This is a genomic window from Bacteroidia bacterium (genome assembly GCA_037045145.1).
Classification (GTDB): Bacteria; Bacteroidota; Bacteroidia; order AKYH767-A; family OLB10; genus OLB10.
The window spans coordinates 1977312-1995799 of the sequence record JBAOIA010000011.1 but is presented as its reverse complement, the minus strand read 5'-3'; the positions used below and the strand labels follow the sequence as shown (position 1 = coordinate 1995799).

The following is an 18488-nucleotide window of genomic DNA, read 5'->3' as shown; positions in this document are numbered from 1 at the left end:
TAGTTACTTTCCGATACAAAATTGACTAAAGATGTAATCCAACAAGTCTTCTGTTGACACTTGCCCCGTTATCTCACCTAATGCATAAATAGCATCTCTGATATGTGTCGAAAGTAAATCATTACTAATACCATCTTCCACTCCTTTAAGAAATAAATCCAAAGCATATCCTGCCTGCGTCAATGAAACTGCATGCCTTGCATTGGTAACAACTGACTCGTTCAATGCAACACCATCAATTCCTGAAAGCGCAATTAATGTCTCTTTCAATAAATTGAGGTTTGATTTATGCTTTGCTGAAATTAAAATTACTTCCCCACATTTATCATAACTGTGTAAATCAAAGTTTGAGTTTAATGTATCTGACTTATTTGCGATAAGCAAAAATATTTTCTTCATATCCTTGCCGGAAAGTTCAAGTTCAAATTGCAATTGTGAAATTTCATTTTGCAAATCTGCCGGTGATGACTCCATTGGGTCAAAGAGATATAAAATAATTTTTGCTTCACTTGCTTTAGCATATGTTCTTTTTACACCAATGCTTTCTACTGCATCATCAGTTTTACGAATACCTGCAGTGTCAATAAATCTAAAACGTATTCCATCAACATTCAACTCTTCTTCAATTGTGTCGCGGGTTGTACCGGCAATATCACTTACAATTGCACGCTCCTCATTGAGTAGTGAATTTAATAAAGTTGACTTACCTACATTTGGCTTTCCGGCAATCACAACAGGCACACCATTTTTCAATATATTGCCCAATTCATAGCTTTTTAGCAGGTGTTTTATTTTATGCTTTACACTTAAAACAAGCGCCTTTAATTCATCACGGCTGGCAAACTCAACATCTTCCTCGCTGAAATCAAGCTCAAGTTCAATGAGTGCTGCAAACTTTACTAATTGATCGCGAAGTGACTTTATTTCATCAGAATAACCCCCTCGCATTTGTTGCATGGCTGCATGATGAGAAATGCTATTCTCGGCAGCAATAATATCGGCTACGGCCTCTGCTTGTGCAAGATCCATTTTCCCATTCAGGTATGCACGCATGGTAAATTCACCTGGCTTTGCCATTACTGCACCTGACTGCATTATCAGCTGCAAAATTCTTTGTCTGATGTAACCTGACCCATGGCAACTTAATTCTGCAACATCTTCTCCGGTGTATGTTGCCGGAGCTTTAAATATGGAAACAAGGACTTCATCTATTATGTCTTTTTGGTCAACTATTTTTCCAAAATAAATATGTTGATGCTCGAATTCGGAGGTTGAAATATTTTTTCTTGCAGGCATAAAAATTTTGGAAATAATTTCAAAAGTTTTTGTTCCTGAAATTCGGATAACACCAATAGCACCCCGACCGGGTGGTGTAATTAAAGCACAAATTGTGTCAGTTTGTAAAATCATATTTGTTCTTTAATAAACTTGTTAAGTTTATCGGTAAGTTCCAGTCCATAATCAGTTCTAAATACTTTACCTGACATTTTATTAACCGATCTGATACCTGAACCTGTATTGGTAAGAAATATTTCATCAACATCAACCAATTGTTCAATTGAAATTTCCTGTTCAGTTGCATTGGTAATTTGAATTATTACTCTTCGCATTACACCATTCACACAGCCAGAAGATAATGATGTTGTATAAACCCGATTATCTTTCAGCCAAAACACATTAGATGATGTTGCTTCACAAAGCTTGTTTTTACTATTTAAAATCAAGCTGTCATCAAGTCGCATTTCTTGCGTGTATATTGATGCTAAAACATAAAGAAGGCTATTACAGTTTTTGAATCCTGAAAGTTTGTTAATTGGCTTTTGCTGTTCTCTGTAAACTCCTATTTCAACAAAATTCTCAGTAGCAATATATTCAGATTCTACTTCAGCAGACGGGAGTAAACATAGGGAAGCATTGTTCTGTTCAGGCAAGTATGTTCCACCTGAATTTCGTGTAATCACCAAACGTAGTTTACTGCCAGTTCTAAAATTATTTTTTTGATTACATTCTAAAATAATCTCATGTAAAAAGTCTTCCGTTATAAAATCACATTTAAGATTCAACACGGCTATCCCCGCAAGTAAGCGTTCAACATGTAGTGATAAAAAATTTGCTTTACCTCTGCTACAGCGAATGGATTCAAAAAGGCCATCTCCATAAATAAATCCTCTGTTATTTAAGTGTAGTACGGGCATTGATACATCAACCCATTGCCCATTATAATATGCCCACTTCATATTGACAAATTTTTCTTGCTAATTCAACAATATTACTATTTGATTCAATAAGATGACCTTTTACACCTGCTTTATTTGCAGCCATCATGTCTGTTTCCATATCACCAATAAAATGAGCACAATTCTTATCAATCTTGTACCTCGCAATAGCTTTTTCCAATAACAAGCTATCGGGCTTACGACAGATACATTTACTCTGTTCAGGAAAGTGCGGGCAGTAGTAAAAATTAGTTATGGCTATGTTTCTTTTTTTAAATTCATCTGACATGAATTGATGTACCTCAAGTACATCATTATGAGTATAAACACACTTTGCTATACCGCTTTGATTTGTGACTATAAAAATCAAATAATCATTATCCTGAAATAATTTCATAGCTTCAAAGATGCCATCATTAAAAACTACATCTGCCGTTTTATACGTATAATAAAGTGAATTGTCATTGATTACTCCATCACGGTCAAAGAAGATTGCTTTGTTTAAACGAATCATCAGAACATACCTGTTAGCTGATCAAAGAAAGAGAGTATTAATCCCGGTGCAAATGTTATTGGAAAGACAAATCCATATACAGCACCCCAGAAATGCGCATTGTGATTGATATTATCACCACCTTTTTTATCCATATAACTTGACAACCATAAATAACCTACACCGGCAAGAATTCCAGGAATACCTAACAAACCATAGAGATAAATTTTCTGTAGAGGGAAAAACAAAATAAAACTAAAAAGGACAGCAGATACACTCCCGGATGCACCTAGGCTGTTGTAAAATTGATTGTCTTTGTTACGAAAATATGTTGGTAATATTGAAACTACCAATCCTATTAAATAATAAATCAGGAACAATATTGAACCGCTTTCACCATTAATGAGTGTAAAATGATTTTCAACAATGGGGCCAAAACTATATAACACAAACATGTTCAGAAAGAGATGCAAAAAATCTGCATGGACAAATCCTGAAGTAATAAAACGATACCATTGTTTATGTTGTGATACCATAAATGGATTAAATATCATTTTAGACAACAATTCATTGTTTCTAAAACAAACCAAACTCAATAAAACGTTGGCAATGATGATGTAAATTGTCATGAAATCTGTAACGCCATAAAATTACAGAATATAACAATTCCTTCTATTAGATAAAAAAAGTACTAAATTAATTATAGTGTGTGGTTGAGTATGCAGGTGTTGCCTCCACAGGTTTCTTTGATGTAACTCTGATGCGTGATGTTGTATAAAAAAATACAGCCAATACGATAAGAAAATATCCGGCAAATATGACTGTATATAAAATATCCCAAGTGGTTATCAGAAAGTTTAGTACATAAACTAGAATGATAGAAATCAATGATATTACAGCATACACCCAGGTAACCTGATTATCTTTCAATCCCAAATAGGCTAAACTATGAGTTGTATGGTCTTTACCACCTATAAATGGACTTTTACCTTTACTTATTCTGTTTACAACTACTACTGTGGTATCAACTAAAGGAAGTAAAAATGCGATGGCTACTGTAAGAATTTTTTTAATGGAGAGTGACTCTGTGATATGATATGGATTGTTCCAGAAAAACATAACACCTATGCCAGCAAGAAATACTCCCAGAAACTGACTACCCGTATCGCCCATATACATTTTTGAAGGATGCCAGTTAAAATATAAAAAACCTAACAGCCCTGCTGAAAGCCCGATTATTGAAGCCAGATAAAGGTTATTGATATCGTTACTCATTGTAATGACTACAACTGCAGAAATTATTACTCCCAAACTAACAGTTGATGTAATACCATCCATATTATCGAGCATGTTAATAGAGTTCATGATTCCAACAACCCAAAAAATTGTTAAAAGATAATTAAGAATCATGTTATCGAAAAGATCAATATAGGTACCGGTAAAAATAAAACTAAAAGCACATGATACCTGTGCAAGAAATTTCAGTACAGGTTTAGTATTATACGCATCATCAGCAAGTCCAATCAAAAAACCTATTGCCATTGCCATGATAAAACCCATAAATTGAGAGTTGTATAATGCATCATTATTATTAAAAAAAACCGAGTATGTTGCCAATGATAGCAAAAACACAATGTAGAACGACAACCCGCCTACGGCAGGTTTGGACATAGAGCCCCATCGAATTACTGTTCCGTCATTAGTATTACGCATTCCTAAAGTAAAAAAGAAACGCAAGAATAATGAGTTAATCAAAAATGAAAATGCCAGTGATCCTAAAAATAAAACGGCATAAATAAATAAATGATAGTTGTGGTTTACAATGTCTTTCATTTTGTTTGTATTAAACCAACGCTTCGAGCTACGCCTGCATGAGATGAGTTGGTGGGGTTATTGTTGTACTTAATTAGAGCAAAAATATAATATTGAAATTTAAAACAAAATAGTTGCATTACTAAAATTTGGTAAAATTCTATCTTTTTCCGATAAAACCGGCTGATTTACACTCCAATTAATATTCAAAGTGGGGTCATTATAGATTATTCCGGCTTCTGAGTCTTTATTATATGGTTTAGAGCATTTATAATAAAATAGTGTGTTTTCTACTAATGAAACAAATCCATGAGCAAAACCCGGTGGAATCCACATCATCAGATGATCTTCTGCATTCAGTTCAATGGTAAAATTCTTTCCGTATGTAGCAGACGATTTTCGAATGTCAACTACAACATCTAAAACTACTCCGGAAATTACCTTTATCAGTTTACCCTGTTCAAATGGTGGATTTTGAAAATGCAATCCACGAAGTACATTCTTTGCAGACAATGAAAAATTGTCCTGATAAAATTCGGCTTCAATGCCAAGGTTCTTTAATTTCTCTTTATGATAGGATTCTAAAAAATATCCCCGTTCATCTGAAAATACATCAGCCTTGATAATACAAATGCCGTTTAAGGCAGTTTTAATAATTTTCATTTAAGCTTATTTCCTTATAAAAAAACTAATAATTCTGCTCCAAAAGCCGGTTGGTTTTTTATCATCTTCGGAATAATAGCCATAGCCATAGCCATAACTGTATCCGTAGCCATATCCGTACCCATACCCATAACCATAACCATAACCATACTTTAATTTGGTTTGATCAACACTATTTAAAACAACTGAAAGTCGAGGCACTTTATTCTCGGAGATAATTTTATTGATGTTATGAATAAACATTTTACGGCTGTAATTAGCACGAAGAATGTAAATAGGGAAATCTGCTTTCTGAATCATAGGAATTCCATCGCTAACCACACCAACAGGAGGTGTATCTGCAATAATCACATCGTAACGCACTTTCAAATACTCAAGCAACTCATCCATTTTAGGGCTAATAATCAACTCCGAAGGATTAGGTGGTATGGGGCCAGCTGTGATAAAATCAAGATTGTCAAGCGCACTGTGGTTAATACAGTTTTCTATGGTGTCCTTTCCAATAAGTATGGTGCTCATTCCTCTGTTGTTCTCGACATTAAACCCAAGGTGGATTTTAGGTTTACGCATATCTAAATCGAGAATAATAACTCTCTTTCCTGAAAATGAAATAACACCTGCCAGATTGATTGCATTAAATGTTTTTCCTTCTCCGGAAATAGTTGAGGTTAATGCCATCAGTTGTGGCTTTTCATCGTTATTGATAAATTGAAGATTTGTTCGAATAGAACGAAATGCTTCAGCAATTACTGATTTTGGACTCTTATCAACCAACAATTGTGAGATTGGAATTTCTCTTTTGTAACGTGGCACAATTCCCAATAATGGCGCATCTGTATATTGTGCAATTTCTTCTAGTGACCCAATTTGATTATAAAACAGATATTTGATAAATATCAATAAAAAACTGGCAACAAACCCAATCATAATACATGAACTAAGAATAAGGCTTTTGTTTGGATAATATGGTGCAGGTGCTGGACGTGCGGCCTCAAGTATAATATTCTTTGAAACAAAGCCGGCACGTGTTATTGAAAACTCTGCTCTCTTTTCAAGCAATAATGAATAAAACTTTTCATTGACATTAAATATACGTTGCAAACGCTCAAATTCTGTTTGCTGTTCCGGAATACCAAGATAGTTACTGTTCAGTTTCTTATATTGCGATTCGAGTTCGGCTTTTTTCTGTTTAATTCCTGACTCCTCATATGTTATTGATTGTAAAAAATAATCTTTCAGACGTTGTATTCGCCCATTAAGCATCTTAACATACTCTGCTTTATCAGTAACCTGTATTAACGCTTCTTCTCTCTTATCAAGCAATACATTCAGGTTGTTTAATACTTCTTTAATCTCATCTGTTTTGTAAATTCCCGTTAAGCTGAGCATTTTTTCATCAACTTTTTTCTCACTCTCTATTGTTTTCTTAAGCTCTGTAATAGCCAGAAGATTCAAAGAATAGTCTGTTAATCTGAGTTCTATCTGACTCATCTTACTACTTAAATCAGTTGCAAGCAACTCAGGAGTGATTATACGATTGTGACTTTTAAATCTCTCCAAGTTTATTTCAGACTCAGACAAATCGTTATTGACTCTATATAGAGTAGTATCAATAAAATCAAGAATGCGATCGGTTGCTTCACGGCTTCTTAAAACATCAAACTTCAAAAATTCCTGACTGATAGCATTAGATATGTCAGCTGCTTTAGTTGCATTTTTTTCTTTGACTTTTATATTGATGGTTTTAGCATCAGGGTTTGCCAGGATGACTGAAAGCTTCGAGCTAAAATCTTTAATGAGTGCTTTTTCAGAGTTAATGATAAACTTAAAAGTATTCTTTTTAAGTTGTGACTGATGCCTTAAGATACTCTGATAGTTAATTATATTTATCTTTATTGATATCCCTTTTAAATGAATCCATTTTCCGTTTTGATATTCCTCATCAATCTGATCTTTTTCACCAACGGGGACATAAGATAATACCAACGATTTCTCATTGTTAAATTGTACGTAAAAAGGTCGGTCCATCCAAAGCGAATCTTTTACTAAAAATTCGACTTCAAACGGGCTCGATTTATACATTTCATTCTCAAGCAATGTGCCTTTAGAGATGTAGGTAACTCTCACAGGTAAAGTGGCTATTGCTTTACTGACGATTATACTTGATCGAATTAGTTCAAGATTGCCTGCTACTTCATTATTCTGTTCCTGATAGATATCACGAGTGATATTGAGTGCCTTTGTTACGTTATTATCAGTGTTTAACTTCATCAATGCTGACGATTCAAACATAGGTGCTGTGTAGCGGACAATGACATACCAAATGATTACGGAAAGTGTCATGAACATTAAAAACCACTCAACATTACGTTGTGCAATGGTTACAAAAAGCTTAAAATCAAATTCCTCGTTTAGAGGGGTTATTTGTTTTTTAGGCATCAGCGATTATTGATTTCTTTTAATTACGTCATATGCAATAAATATACTTGCAATGCCACTAAAGATGGCTACGATTGGTGCAAGTTCAGACAATATTCCCTGTGAAATTCTTTTTCTTGGCTCCACATAAATAATATCATTTGCCTGCAACAAAAGGTTAGACTCTTTCATACCCTCAATGGTTGACAAGTTAATGATGGTTACTTGTGGGTTTCTTGTATCGCCTCTTATTAACTTAATTCTTTTTGCAATTCCGTTTTGAGAGATACCTCCGGCAAGAGCAAGTCCTTCAATAAGTGTGGTATTTTCGTTGGTTAATGTTACCACCTTTCCTGCACCACCCTCTCCAGGAAACACCAATACCCTTCTGTTTAACACTTTTACAATTACAAAAGGTTTGTTGTAGTAGGTTGCATATTGTTCTTCAAGAAGCTTTTCTGCCTCACGAGTTGTTAAATTTTGTATTTTAACTTTTCCAATAATGGGCAGCTTAACAAATCCGTCAATATCCACAGTATATTGATTTGAACCATTCATTGCTGTACTTAAATTCGAAGATTCATTAAGTGAATTTGAGTTTGCTGTAAGGTCAATCAATTTAATACCATCATTGGTATAAACACTACAGCTTAGAATGTCATTTGGCGCAATTTTATATTCTATATTTCCAATTGTCCTGTCAGGTTGGCTGATGAAGTCCTTTTGAGTCTTAAACATAATGCTGGAATTGATAGTACAGCCTGTCAAAAGGCTTCCGAACATTAAGACTAACAATAATTTTCCGATATTCTTCATTTTATTTGGATGGTGTTTTTTTTCGCAGTGCAAAAGTAAACTTTTTAGTAAAGTAATATAGCTATCTTTTGGCAGAAAGCAATTCATTATAAAGGTTTTTCATATCACTAACCAATCGGGTATAATGAAATTTATTTCTAACATGGTCCCAGCCGTTATCAGCCATTTTATTTCTTAACATCTTATCTTCAACAAGTTGTAAGAGTTGATTTACAAACGATTGCATATCGTCTTTGTTACATAGAAAACCTGTCTGCCCTTCAGCAACTACATTTTCTACGCCTCCTACTCTGGTACTAATAACTGCTTTGCCGGCAGCCTGTGCTTCAATCAAGCTAACCGGTGTACCTTCATTATGCGAAGTCAATGCTACTATATCCAAGCCTGCTAAAGCCCTATCAATATCCTTTATCCAGGATGTTAATACAACCTTTGTTTCAGAGTTTGAAGCATCTTTTGCAAATGGCATGTTCAGTTTACGGCAACTTTCTAAAATAGATTCGCGTTCTTCACCATCACCTATCAAAACAGCTATTACCTTTTGTGATGTTCTATTGATAACTGATTGCATCGCTTCAAGAAAGAACGAATGATTTTTTATGGCAGCAAACCTTCCGATAATCCCTATTGCAATAACATCATCAGGAATCTTATACATCTGCCTGAAAGCACTTCGTTTATCCCCGGTATTTTCTCGAAACCTGCTAAGATCAAAACCTAAAGGGATAATATGTGTTTTTTCAGGTGCACTCACTTTAAAAACATTGCAGATTTCATGTTTTTGTAATTCGCTAATGGTAACAATAGCAGAACTTTTTTTAGCCAAATAACGTTCTATTCCAATAAATAATTTTGTTTTTAATGGACTGAAATAAGAATGAAAAACATGACCGTGAAAAGTATGCACCACCACAGGAACATTACAAGAAAATGCAGCCAAACGACCCAGTGTTCCTGCCTTTGCAGCATGCGTATGAACAATATCAGGTCTAAATTTCTGTATTAATGATTTAAGCTCATTATATGCCTTGCGATCTGATGAAAAATTTATTTCACGCTTCATTTCCCTGATATAATTAGGCTTTATCCCATACTGATCTAATATAAACTCTGAACTTTCTTCGTCTTCGGTTTTAACCCCGGAAACGAGTATGGTTTCAAACTCCGGTTGCATAAACTTGGTAAGATAAGTAACATTGTATGTGATGCCACCAAGATTGAGTCTGTTTATGATGCGTAGTACACGTGGCATAATCAGTTGGATTTTAAATGATGGGTTAGCCACCAATTCTGAAATACTATCAATGCCCACATTTTTGCCTGAGACTCCCCGGAAGGATTGTTCATTATATCATGCCTCAATTGTTTAATGGCATTTAGATTAAATAATCCTTGACTTTGTATCATTTCTTCGCCTAAGAGAAATTCAATTTTACTACTAAGTTCTGTCTGAAACCATTTAATTAACGGCACTTCAAAACCTCTTTTACTGCGATGATAAATTTCTTCCGGCAAGAGTGATCTGAATGCATCTTTAACCAGCTTCTTTTGTGATTTTCTGTCTATTTTATATCTGTCAGTTAGTGAAAATGCAAAATCAACTACCCTATAATCCAAAAATGGTGAACGCACCTCAAGACTATTGGCCATACTCATACTGTCAACTTTCCGTAACATATCTCCTGTTAAAACAAGTTTCATATCGCTTAACAGCACATCATTCAATGATATTTGTTGTTTAACAGATGCCGACAAATGATGATTCCTGTTTTTTATTTCATTGTCAAATGGTTTTATGATGAGTTCATTTAAATAGCTGGCACTCGTAAAGGAACACCAACGTAAATAACGCTCTTTATTACTTAGAGTAACACCTTCAGCAAAACGATGTATCTGCCTGATTTTGTTTTTTATAAGACTCTCTCTTGAACTGAATTTGGAGGGTAATAATGCAGCTGCTATTTTCACAATTGGTGTCAATCCGGGTTTGTTTCTGATAAGCCATTCTGCTCTGTGTTTTTGATAGCCTCCAAACATTTCATCTGCACCATCGCCAGACAGTGCTACTGTTACATGCTTGCGGGTATATTTACTAAGAATGAAAACTGCAATAGCAGAAGAATCTGCAAAAGGCTCGTCTATATACCTTAATATTTCCTCAAGATTTTCAAAAAGTTCACTGTTGGTGAGCTTAAAAACATGGTGTGAGGTGTTATGCATTTCTGCAACCTTTAATGCAAATGCAGTTTCATCAAAAAAAGGTTCATCCTTAAATCCTATAGAAAATGTATTGAGCTTATTAACTTTCTGTGCAGCTAATGCAGTTATTACAGATGAATCTATTCCACCACTTAAAAAGCATCCTAATGGTACATCGCTTACCAATCGTAATTCTACAGCATCTGCCATTAACTTTTTAAGTTGCGATTGTGCTGCTTGATAGTCTGGCATATCCAACATCTCAGTCTCAGGTATTGAATAATAACAAGTTTCTTCAACGACAGTACTTTTCTTCAGGTCAATAAGAATAAAATGCCCCGGACTAACCTTATTTACATGGCTATAAATCGTCCAGGGGTCAGGAACATAGTTGAATTGGAAATAATGGTATAGCGATTGGTGATCAATATTTCGTTCTATCGGAAACTGCATTAACGCTTTGAGTTCTGAAGCGAAAATAAATTTATCTTTATCACAATAATAAATTAGTGGCTTAACACCCATTCGGTCTCGGGCTAAAAGAATAGTCTTTTCAAGACTGTCGTAAATACAAAAAGCAAAAAAGCCATTAACAGACTGTAGGAATTTAATGCCATGGCGGATATACAACTGCAAAAGCACTTCTGTATCACTATCGGAGACAAACCTTATTCCTTCCGACTCCAATTGCTGTCTGTACTGACGAAAATTAAAGAACTCTCCATTATAAATTATGGTATAACGCCCTGATGCATCAGTAAAAGGCTGACTTGCTGCTGTAGATGTGTCAATAACAGACAGTCGTCTATGTGCTAATGCAACATCATTATCAATAAAAAAGCCTTCATTGTCCGGGCCTCGCAGTCGAAGACATGATGATGCAGAAATCAAATGCTGCTGAAAATCTTTAGCACTTTTAGTAAATGATGCAATCCCGGCAATACCGCACATGAAGGTTTATTGTATTAAAACTTTGCAAAGTAATGTTATTTCAGATAAAAACGAATTTTTAAAACGTACAAAAATTAGAATAGTCTTTGAAAATGACTGGTTATATTAAATCACAACTTGGTTAACGTACCTATTTTAGATATCAAGAATATCTTTTTTATTAAATTTTGCTGAAACAGATGTTTTATCGAATAACTGTGATAGTCAATTTATACTTTTGCAACCTTCTAAATATATATGCAAGAATTTTTTCAACCTCTAATGTCAGCTGATGGACTTGTCAGTTTGCTAACGCTACTTTTTATGGAGATAGTGTTAGGTATTGATAACATTATTTTTATTGCAATAATCTGCGGTTACATTCCCGATCGTAAAGAACAAAGCCGTGCAAGAATTATCGGTTTATTGTTGGCTTTAGTTTTCAGAATCGGACTATTGTTCACCATTTCCTGGATTGCAAGAATGATTAACCCTCTGTTTTTCATTGGAAGTTTTGGTGTTAGCGGGCGCGATATTATTTTATTTGCAGGAGGTGTGTTTTTAATTATTAAAACCATAAAAGAAATTTACCATAAATTTAAAGATGCCGAAACGCATCAGACCGGCAACCCGGGTCGTAAGATGACGATGATGCAGGCTATTTTTCAAATAATGGTTATAGATGTTGTGTTTTCATTCGATTCTATAATTACTGCTGTTGGTCTTTCTAATCAGATTGTAATAATGGTTGGTGCTGTAATAGGTGCTATGCTGGTGATGATTGCCTTTGCTCCTTATGTGAGTGACTTTATCAATAAATATCCAACATTAAAGATGCTTGCTTTGGCATTTTTAGTTGTCATAGGTGTTATATTAGTAGTTGAAGCCTTACATATTCACTTTGACAAGAGTTATGTTTATGTGGCATTAGGCTTTTCGTTGTTGGTAGAGATGCTCAACATCAGAATGCGTAGCCTGAGCCATCGCAAAAAGGTTGACCAGCCAAAATGAGTGCTTCAATCGGTTTTGAATCATTGAAACTAAACCGCCAGTTATTAAATGCAATTGGAGAATTAGGTTATGAAACGCCTACAGAAATTCAGCAAAAGGTAATTCCTTCTGCGCTTTCTGGTCAGAATATAATTGGCATAGCTCAAACCGGTACAGGCAAAACAGCTGCATTTATTCTTCCTTTACTTCGCATTCTAAATTATGCACAAGGCAATGAACCGCGAGCTCTCATCCTTGCTCCCACACGTGAGTTGGTCATTCAAATTGGGTCGGTTGCAAGTCTAATGGGCAAATATATTGACCTTAGAATTGTGACTATTTATGGCGGCAAAGGTTTTTCTGATCAAAAGAAAAAACTCGAAGCAGGTTGCGATATTGTTGTTGCCACGCCTGCACAAGCTATGGAACTTTATCTTTCGGGTCATCTGATTTTGAAAAAGGTAAAACACTTTGTAATGGACGAAGCTGAAAGACTTCTGGATTTTGGTTTTACAGGTCAGATTTACAGTTTACTTGAAGTGCTGCCACGTAAAAGGCAAAACATGCTGTTTTCTGCAACATTTTCTGACAGGGTAAAAAAAATATCAGATGACTTTATGGAGTTTCCGGTTTTTATTGATGTTGTTCCACAAGTTAAAACCGCAGCAAAAGTTGAACAGTATTTATATACCGTAATCAGTTTTCAGACAAAATTGAATCTGCTGAATCATTTGCTTTCAGACAAAGAAATTTTTAATAAATTAATAATTTTTTGCAAATCGAAAAAGAACGCTAACAGAGTTGCCGAAGTCCTGCAGGCAAACTATGAAACAGATGGAATTAATGTTTTGCATGGTGACAAAACGCAACAGACAAGAGTTAATGCAATAAACAGGTTCAGAGAAGAACAAATTAGAATACTTATAGCTACTGACGTGGCCGCAAGGGGTATTGATGTGCCTGGCGTTTCTCATGTAATCAATTTTGATGTGCCCTTAGTTTACGAAGATTACATTCACCGTATTGGACGTACCGGACGCGCATTTGCATCAGGTTTTTCGGTAACGTTTGTTGAGCCTCAAGATGAGTGGCACATAAAGAAAATTCAAAAACTTGCCGGTATTTCAATTAAACGACTGAACATGCCGGAATCTGTTGAACAGGTACAGCCCGGAAAAGAAGAAATTAAACTTCGTGAGATGGAAATTGACCGTCAGAAACGAAAAGATAATCCGGAATTTAAAGGTGCCTTTCACGAGCGAAAAAGCAAATCAGGCAAGAAAGGCAGACATGCAGGCAGGAAGTAAAGTAATGCGTTGGGTTTACTTACTGGTACTTGCATCTATGTGGGGAAGTTCTTTTATTTTAATGAAACGTGGGTTGGTTAGTTTTTCTGCCAATCAGGTTGCAGCAATAAGAATGTTTATTTCATGTATGGTGATGCTGCCATTTATTGCATCACACTTAAAGGATATACCCAAACAGCTTTGGCTATTTGTAATGGCTACAGGGCTATTAGGGAATGGAATTCCGGCCTATTTGTTTACCCATGCAGAAACTGGCATCAGTGGTTCTATGGCAGGAATGTTAAACTCTTTAACTTCAATGTTTACACTTGTGGTGGGAAGTATATTTTTTGCAACGCAATTTAATAAAAGACACTTTTGGGGAGTGATTATTGGATTTGCAGGAGCAGCCTCACTGATTTGGCTCAACACTGAAGATACACAAAGTACAGAACCATGGAAAGGTGTTTATGTTCTTATCGCTACAGTTTGTTATGCTTTTAGTGTTAATATTCTCAGAAATAAATTAGCATCAATAAATGCTATTACACTTACGGGTGCAGCATTGCTTTTTGCAGGAATACCGAGTGGCATCTATCTTTTTTCGACTGATTTTGTTTCGCGTTTTCACACAGAGCCCTTGGCATGGAACAGTTTTTTTTATATTGCTTTGCTTGCAATAATGAGTACTGTAATTTCAACAGTTTTATTCAATCATTTAATCAGAATTTCTTCTGCACTTTATGCTTCTTCTGTCACTTATCTGATTCCATTTGTTGCTGTACTTTGGGGGCTTTACGACAATGAGACATTTAACATGTTTTATCTCTTAGCACTATTTGTAATTCTAACCGGCATTTACTTAACCAATTATCAGAAAAGAGTTTGAAAATTTCTAAGTTGAAAAACCATACGGTCTTGCTAGAAATTGTGGAAACTTAAAATATATTTTATATATTGCAATGACGAACTTTTGGCAGGAAAAAACAAAATTTTAAACACTGTCATGCTGCACAATATTTACAGCACCTTATCTAAATATTTAAAAAAATAATTGCATTGATTAAACTGTATTTTTTGATATTAGATAGAGCCGGAAAAAAACAGACAAGTCAAGTGAGCAAAAATTGAATCTGTTTAATCAATGGGCACTTCAAAAACTCAATGATCATCATCGGTATGACCGCCCGGTGAAAGTACCTTACCTGTGCGCCACATTTGGTCTTCGGCTTCTATTTCTTTTTTCATCTCATCGCTGACGACAATTTTTTCGATGCCATCAAGATTAGGCTGCCCTGCATTGGTCCATGCTGTGAGCCAGAAGCTGCCTACGGCAATGATTGCTTGTCGCATTCTGCGCTCAACCATACCATTAAGCATTTCCTCATATTGTTTGGAGTAATCAACAGAATAGACACGCGTCATGTTGGTACCACGCTGTTCGAATGCATATTTACGATCTGTATCGAATTTGGCGTTGAGTTCCTTTTCGAAGAGCAGTACAGAATCTTTTGCAGCAAAACTTTGTCTGATAATTTCCCATATATAGTCCATAGGTTTTTCGATGACCTGCGCTTTACCTACGAAGTAATCATAATTATCGGCAAAAAGTTCGGGTACACGCGACTCCCAAAAGCCATGTATGCCCACCTGGTTGGTTAGTTGCCCATTGTAGTTTTGTGTGCAATGTAGCGGCACATGTGCATCTGCAATGTAGTGTCCAAGGTCGGCAGAGTAGCGTAGAATTTTATTGTAGTCCTTGTTCCGAAACGCTTCGGTGAGTCTGCCAAGCATTATATTAATATGCCAGGGCACTATGCCATGTGCCATGAGTGTGTCCTTGGTGTATTTTTCGACTGCAGCTTTCCAGTTTTTAGGAAGACTGTCGAGAGGAGATTCGCCATAACGGTCGAGGTCAATGTAGTGACGTGCGGCCTCTTCTTTTACAGCATAGCGTCTTTTGTCGGGGTCAACAGCATGTTCTTCAATAAAATCAATGTTAATTTTGTAGAAACGCATTAATTGTGAGGGTAAAGTAAAGACAGCAATTTTATTAATACGCTTGTGCGCGAAAAATCCCCAGCCGTAAACCAACAAACTGATGATGCAAAAAAGTAAGGCAATTGAAAAAGCTTTTCTTTTCATGTAAAATGTTGAAGCGTTAAAAATAGTTGTTTTTATTTGATTTGATATGTTTGCCTGAATTGATATGATGTTTTGAAGATATAATGAGTACCATTATTTTGATGCATTTATTTTAAAGTTGTGGCAATTGATTAAATTTGCAAAAGACAATTTTTTATAAAGAAGATGAATAAGGAAACAACTATCGGAGCAAGTTATTTTATTGAACTGGAAGAGCGTTATGGCGCACATAACTATCATCCGCTACCGGTGGTGTTAAGTCGTGGCGAAGGTGTTTTTGTTTGGGATACTGAAGGCAAACAGTATTTTGATTTTTTATCGTCATACAGTGCCGTAAACCAAGGACATTGTCATCCACGTATTGTTGCTTCGTTAGTTGAGCAGGCAGGAAAGTTAGCACTTACCTCCAGAGCGTTTTATAATGACAAACTTGGAGAGTATGAAAAGTATGTGACCAAATTATTTGGCTATGATAAACTGTTGCCGATGAATTCGGGTGCAGAAGCTGTTGAAACAGCTATTAAGCTCTGCAGAAAGTGGGCCTATAAGAACAAAGATATTGCTCGCAATCAGGCAAAAATTATTTTTTGTGAAGGAAATTTTCATGGACGCACTATTTCAATAATTTCTGCCTCTACAGACCCAACAGCATCAACAAACTATGGTCCTTTTACACCCGGGTATGTCATTATTCCATATAACAATCTGGCAGCATTGGAAGATGCCCTCTCCGACCCTAACGTAGCAGGCTTTATTGTTGAGCCCATACAAGGTGAGGCAGGAGTTGTAGTTCCTGATGATGGCTACTTGTCGAAAGCAGCAGAATTGTGTAAGCAGAATAATGTTTTGTTTATTGCTGATGAAATCCAAACAGGGTTGGCTCGTACAGGGAAGATGCTTGCCTGCGAATATGAAAACGTAAAGCCAGATATTTTGATTCTTGGAAAAGCTTTGAGCGGTGGTATGCTTCCTGTGAGTGCCGTTTTAGCAAATGATGATATTATGCTTACCATACAGCCCGGTGAACATGGCTCTACCTATGGTGGAAATCCATTAGCCTGTGTTGTTGCACAAACTTCTTTGCAGGTAATTCTTGATGAAAAGCTCGCAGAGAATGCTACTAACCTTGGAAAAATTCTTCGTGATGAGTTAAATAAATTTAAACATGAAATGCTTACCACGGTGAGAGGTAAAGGATTGATGAATGCTATTGTAATAAAACCAAATAAAGGGAAAAATGCATGGGATGTTTGTTTGAAACTGGCAGCAAATGGCATTTTAGCCAAGCCCACTCATGGTGATATTATCAGATTTACACCACCATTGGTGATGACAGAAGAACAGCTTTTTGAATGTATTGCAATAATCAAGAAAACAATAAGTGAATTTTAATTCATCTCATTGGGGTTTTCTTTTTTCATGATTGCACCCATTATTAATGCTACAATTACATAAACTATTATAGAGCTAATAAATGCAAACACTGACATTACAGCCGGTGTCATAAACTTTGCCTGCATTTTCATTGACATCTCAATTTGCTCATCCGTCAAACCTTGCTCCTGCATTTGTTCTTGTGCTTTTTGAATAGCAAAATTTATATATTCAGGATTTATAAAATTAAAATACAAATAGGTTAACACAAAACTACATAAAGCCAATACCAAACCGGTTTTAAAAGCCAGACCAAATGCCCGACTGAAAGAAATAAAACCTTCATTAGCTTTTTTCTCCTGATTGATGACCGTCCAAAAACAAAACACTACAATTACAATCATCACCAGCATACTAACCCATTTGAGCTTTTCCTGAGTTTCGTTACCTAAAACATAACCGACCAATGTCCATGCAAAAGCAAGCAGAGATCCTATAATTCCATATTTGACGAATGATTTCATTATGAACTGATTTAATGTTTATACGGCAAAATTAGTTTTTTAAAGTATTCTACGAAATATATTATTATGACAGCAACTAATACAAGTTGTAAATGTGCTATTTTAGCAGCAATAAAAGAATATTATTTATGATAACAAAAATTGAAATGAACCATGTTGAATTACTCGAATGGCTGAAGGCACTTGATTTTTATAAGAATGAATTGAGATTTTGGCGTAAACATCTATCTCATGTAGTTGTAAGCAATACGAACAAAGATATACTTCGTGAAGCTGAACATTTTCAGAATCAGGTAATCATTCAGGTGGATCAGATAGACTTGCTGCATCATGATGTAAAGCAATTTGAAAATAAATTAGACGAAGAATTTGAGGCTGTGAGTAAGGGCGGAAAATTATCACAACAGATTATTGAAGTAGAAATTTCGCTTCGCGAACGGATGAAGACTTTTGAGCATATTTATGTTGACCTGAAACATGATTATTATTCTTTTCTGAGAAAATATATGTAATCAAAAGCTTAAGTTTAATTAAGAAGTTTTCCATAGCAGGGTATGAAAAAACATACCCTGTTTTCATTTTCAGAACCAAAGCATACCTTATCTTTGAAGAGTAGTAAATT

General features: G+C 35.4%; 17 protein-coding genes. 5 read left to right on the top strand and 12 right to left on the bottom strand.

Annotation, left to right across the window (positions count from 1 at the left end; translation table 11 throughout):
- Nucleotides 1–3 precede the first annotated feature (3 nt).
- The 10 genes from mnmE to asnB form a co-directional block, all read right to left on the bottom strand.
- Nucleotides 4–1407, bottom strand: coding sequence for a tRNA uridine-5-carboxymethylaminomethyl(34) synthesis GTPase MnmE (mnmE, locus tag V9G42_09340; GenBank protein MEI2759615.1), 1404 nt, complete (start codon nt 1405–1407; stop codon nt 4–6).
- Nucleotides 1407–2237, bottom strand: coding sequence for an aminotransferase class IV (locus tag V9G42_09335; protein ID MEI2759614.1), 831 nt, complete (start codon nt 2235–2237; stop codon nt 1407–1409). Before V9G42_09335 ends, mnmE begins: the two co-directional genes overlap by 1 nt.
- Nucleotides 2218–2730: an HAD-IIIA family hydrolase gene (locus V9G42_09330; GenBank protein ID MEI2759613.1), complete on the bottom strand. Its 513-nt coding sequence runs from the start codon at nt 2728–2730 to the stop codon at nt 2218–2220. Before V9G42_09330 ends, V9G42_09335 begins: the two co-directional genes overlap by 20 nt.
- A complete protein-coding gene (locus V9G42_09325) occupies nt 2730–3338 on the bottom strand; it encodes a rhomboid family intramembrane serine protease (GenBank protein MEI2759612.1) in 609 nt (202 codons plus the stop codon). Before V9G42_09325 ends, V9G42_09330 begins: the two co-directional genes overlap by 1 nt.
- 67 nt (nt 3339–3405) lie before the next feature.
- On the bottom strand, nt 3406–4542 hold the full coding sequence (locus V9G42_09320; GenBank protein ID MEI2759611.1) for an MraY family glycosyltransferase: 1137 nt from the start codon (nt 4540–4542) through the stop codon (nt 3406–3408).
- 99 nt (nt 4543–4641) lie between these two features.
- Nucleotides 4642–5184, bottom strand: coding sequence for a dTDP-4-dehydrorhamnose 3,5-epimerase (gene rfbC, locus V9G42_09315; protein MEI2759610.1), 543 nt, complete (start codon nt 5182–5184; stop codon nt 4642–4644).
- A 6-nt stretch (nt 5185–5190) separates the two neighbouring features.
- Nucleotides 5191–7623: a polysaccharide biosynthesis tyrosine autokinase gene (locus tag V9G42_09310; protein MEI2759609.1), complete on the bottom strand. Its 2433-nt coding sequence runs from the start codon at nt 7621–7623 to the stop codon at nt 5191–5193.
- A 6-nt stretch (nt 7624–7629) separates the two neighbouring features.
- A complete protein-coding gene (locus V9G42_09305; GenBank protein MEI2759608.1) occupies nt 7630–8340 on the bottom strand; it encodes a polysaccharide biosynthesis/export family protein in 711 nt (236 codons plus the stop codon).
- A gap of 139 nt (nt 8341–8479) precedes the next feature.
- On the bottom strand, nt 8480–9670 hold the full coding sequence (locus V9G42_09300) for a glycosyltransferase (protein MEI2759607.1): 1191 nt from the start codon (nt 9668–9670) through the stop codon (nt 8480–8482).
- 2 nt (nt 9671–9672) lie between these two features.
- On the bottom strand, nt 9673–11568 hold the full coding sequence (asnB, locus tag V9G42_09295) for an asparagine synthase (glutamine-hydrolyzing) (protein ID MEI2759606.1): 1896 nt from the start codon (nt 11566–11568) through the stop codon (nt 9673–9675).
- Between the two features lie 237 nt (nt 11569–11805).
- Between asnB and V9G42_09290 the strand changes: the two genes are divergently transcribed.
- Genes V9G42_09290 through V9G42_09280 form a run of 3 tightly spaced genes read left to right on the top strand, consistent with a single transcriptional unit; the run spans nt 11806 to nt 14712 of the window.
- Nucleotides 11806–12558, top strand: coding sequence for a TerC family protein (locus tag V9G42_09290; GenBank protein ID MEI2759605.1), 753 nt, complete (start codon nt 11806–11808; stop codon nt 12556–12558).
- The gene (locus tag V9G42_09285) at nt 12555–13844 is read left to right on the top strand and encodes a DEAD/DEAH box helicase (protein ID MEI2759604.1); all 1290 of its coding nucleotides are present in this window, start codon (nt 12555–12557) and stop codon (nt 13842–13844) included. Before V9G42_09290 ends, V9G42_09285 begins: the two co-directional genes overlap by 4 nt.
- A complete protein-coding gene (locus tag V9G42_09280; protein ID MEI2759603.1) occupies nt 13783–14712 on the top strand; it encodes an EamA family transporter in 930 nt (309 codons plus the stop codon). Before V9G42_09285 ends, V9G42_09280 begins: the two co-directional genes overlap by 62 nt.
- Nucleotides 14713–14984: 272 nt before the next feature.
- On the opposite strand, the gene V9G42_09275 is transcribed toward V9G42_09280, so the two are convergent.
- Entirely contained in the window at nt 14985–15968 is a 984-nt protein-coding gene (locus V9G42_09275) for a zinc dependent phospholipase C family protein (GenBank protein ID MEI2759602.1), read from the bottom strand.
- Nucleotides 15969–16133: 165 nt separating this feature from the next.
- Here V9G42_09275 and rocD point away from each other — a divergent pair, with 165 nt between their 5' ends.
- Complete coding sequence (gene rocD, locus V9G42_09270) at nt 16134–17360, top strand: ornithine--oxo-acid transaminase (protein MEI2759601.1); 1227 nt, start codon at nt 16134–16136, stop codon at nt 17358–17360.
- On the opposite strand, the gene V9G42_09265 is transcribed toward rocD, so the two are convergent.
- Entirely contained in the window at nt 17357–17866 is a 510-nt protein-coding gene (locus V9G42_09265) for a DUF4199 domain-containing protein (GenBank protein ID MEI2759600.1), read from the bottom strand. The two genes, rocD and V9G42_09265, sit on opposite strands and share 4 nt — an antisense overlap.
- Before the next feature lie 128 nt (nt 17867–17994).
- On the opposite strand from V9G42_09265, the gene V9G42_09260 reads away from it, so the two are divergent.
- Nucleotides 17995–18378, top strand: coding sequence for a hypothetical protein (locus tag V9G42_09260; GenBank protein ID MEI2759599.1), 384 nt, complete (start codon nt 17995–17997; stop codon nt 18376–18378).
- Nucleotides 18379–18488 lie beyond the last annotated feature (110 nt).

Coding starts and splice junctions, on each gene's coding strand:
- V9G42_09335 (MEI2759614.1), bottom strand. CDS start 2,237: ATGAAGTGGGCATATTATAATGGGCAATGGGTTGATGTATCAATGCCC.
- V9G42_09330 (MEI2759613.1), bottom strand. CDS start 2,730: ATGATTCGTTTAAACAAAGCAATCTTCTTTGACCGTGATGGAGTAATC.
- V9G42_09325 (MEI2759612.1), bottom strand. CDS start 3,338: ATGACAATTTACATCATCATTGCCAACGTTTTATTGAGTTTGGTTTGT.
- V9G42_09320 (MEI2759611.1), bottom strand. CDS start 4,542: ATGAAAGACATTGTAAACCACAACTATCATTTATTTATTTATGCCGTT.
- rfbC (MEI2759610.1), bottom strand. CDS start 5,184: ATGAAAATTATTAAAACTGCCTTAAACGGCATTTGTATTATCAAGGCT.
- V9G42_09310 (MEI2759609.1), bottom strand. CDS start 7,623: ATGCCTAAAAAACAAATAACCCCTCTAAACGAGGAATTTGATTTTAAG.
- V9G42_09305 (MEI2759608.1), bottom strand. CDS start 8,340: ATGTTTAAGACTCAAAAGGACTTCATCAGCCAACCTGACAGGACAATT.
- V9G42_09300 (MEI2759607.1), bottom strand. CDS start 9,670: ATGCCACGTGTACTACGCATCATAAACAGACTCAATCTTGGTGGCATC.
- asnB (MEI2759606.1), bottom strand. CDS start 11,568: ATGTGCGGTATTGCCGGGATTGCATCATTTACTAAAAGTGCTAAAGAT.
- V9G42_09290 (MEI2759605.1), top strand. CDS start 11,806: ATGCAAGAATTTTTTCAACCTCTAATGTCAGCTGATGGACTTGTCAGT.
- V9G42_09285 (MEI2759604.1), top strand. CDS start 12,555: ATGAGTGCTTCAATCGGTTTTGAATCATTGAAACTAAACCGCCAGTTA.
- V9G42_09275 (MEI2759602.1), bottom strand. CDS start 15,968: ATGAAAAGAAAAGCTTTTTCAATTGCCTTACTTTTTTGCATCATCAGT.
- rocD (MEI2759601.1), top strand. CDS start 16,134: ATGAATAAGGAAACAACTATCGGAGCAAGTTATTTTATTGAACTGGAA.
- V9G42_09265 (MEI2759600.1), bottom strand. CDS start 17,866: ATGAAATCATTCGTCAAATATGGAATTATAGGATCTCTGCTTGCTTTT.
- V9G42_09260 (MEI2759599.1), top strand. CDS start 17,995: ATGATAACAAAAATTGAAATGAACCATGTTGAATTACTCGAATGGCTG.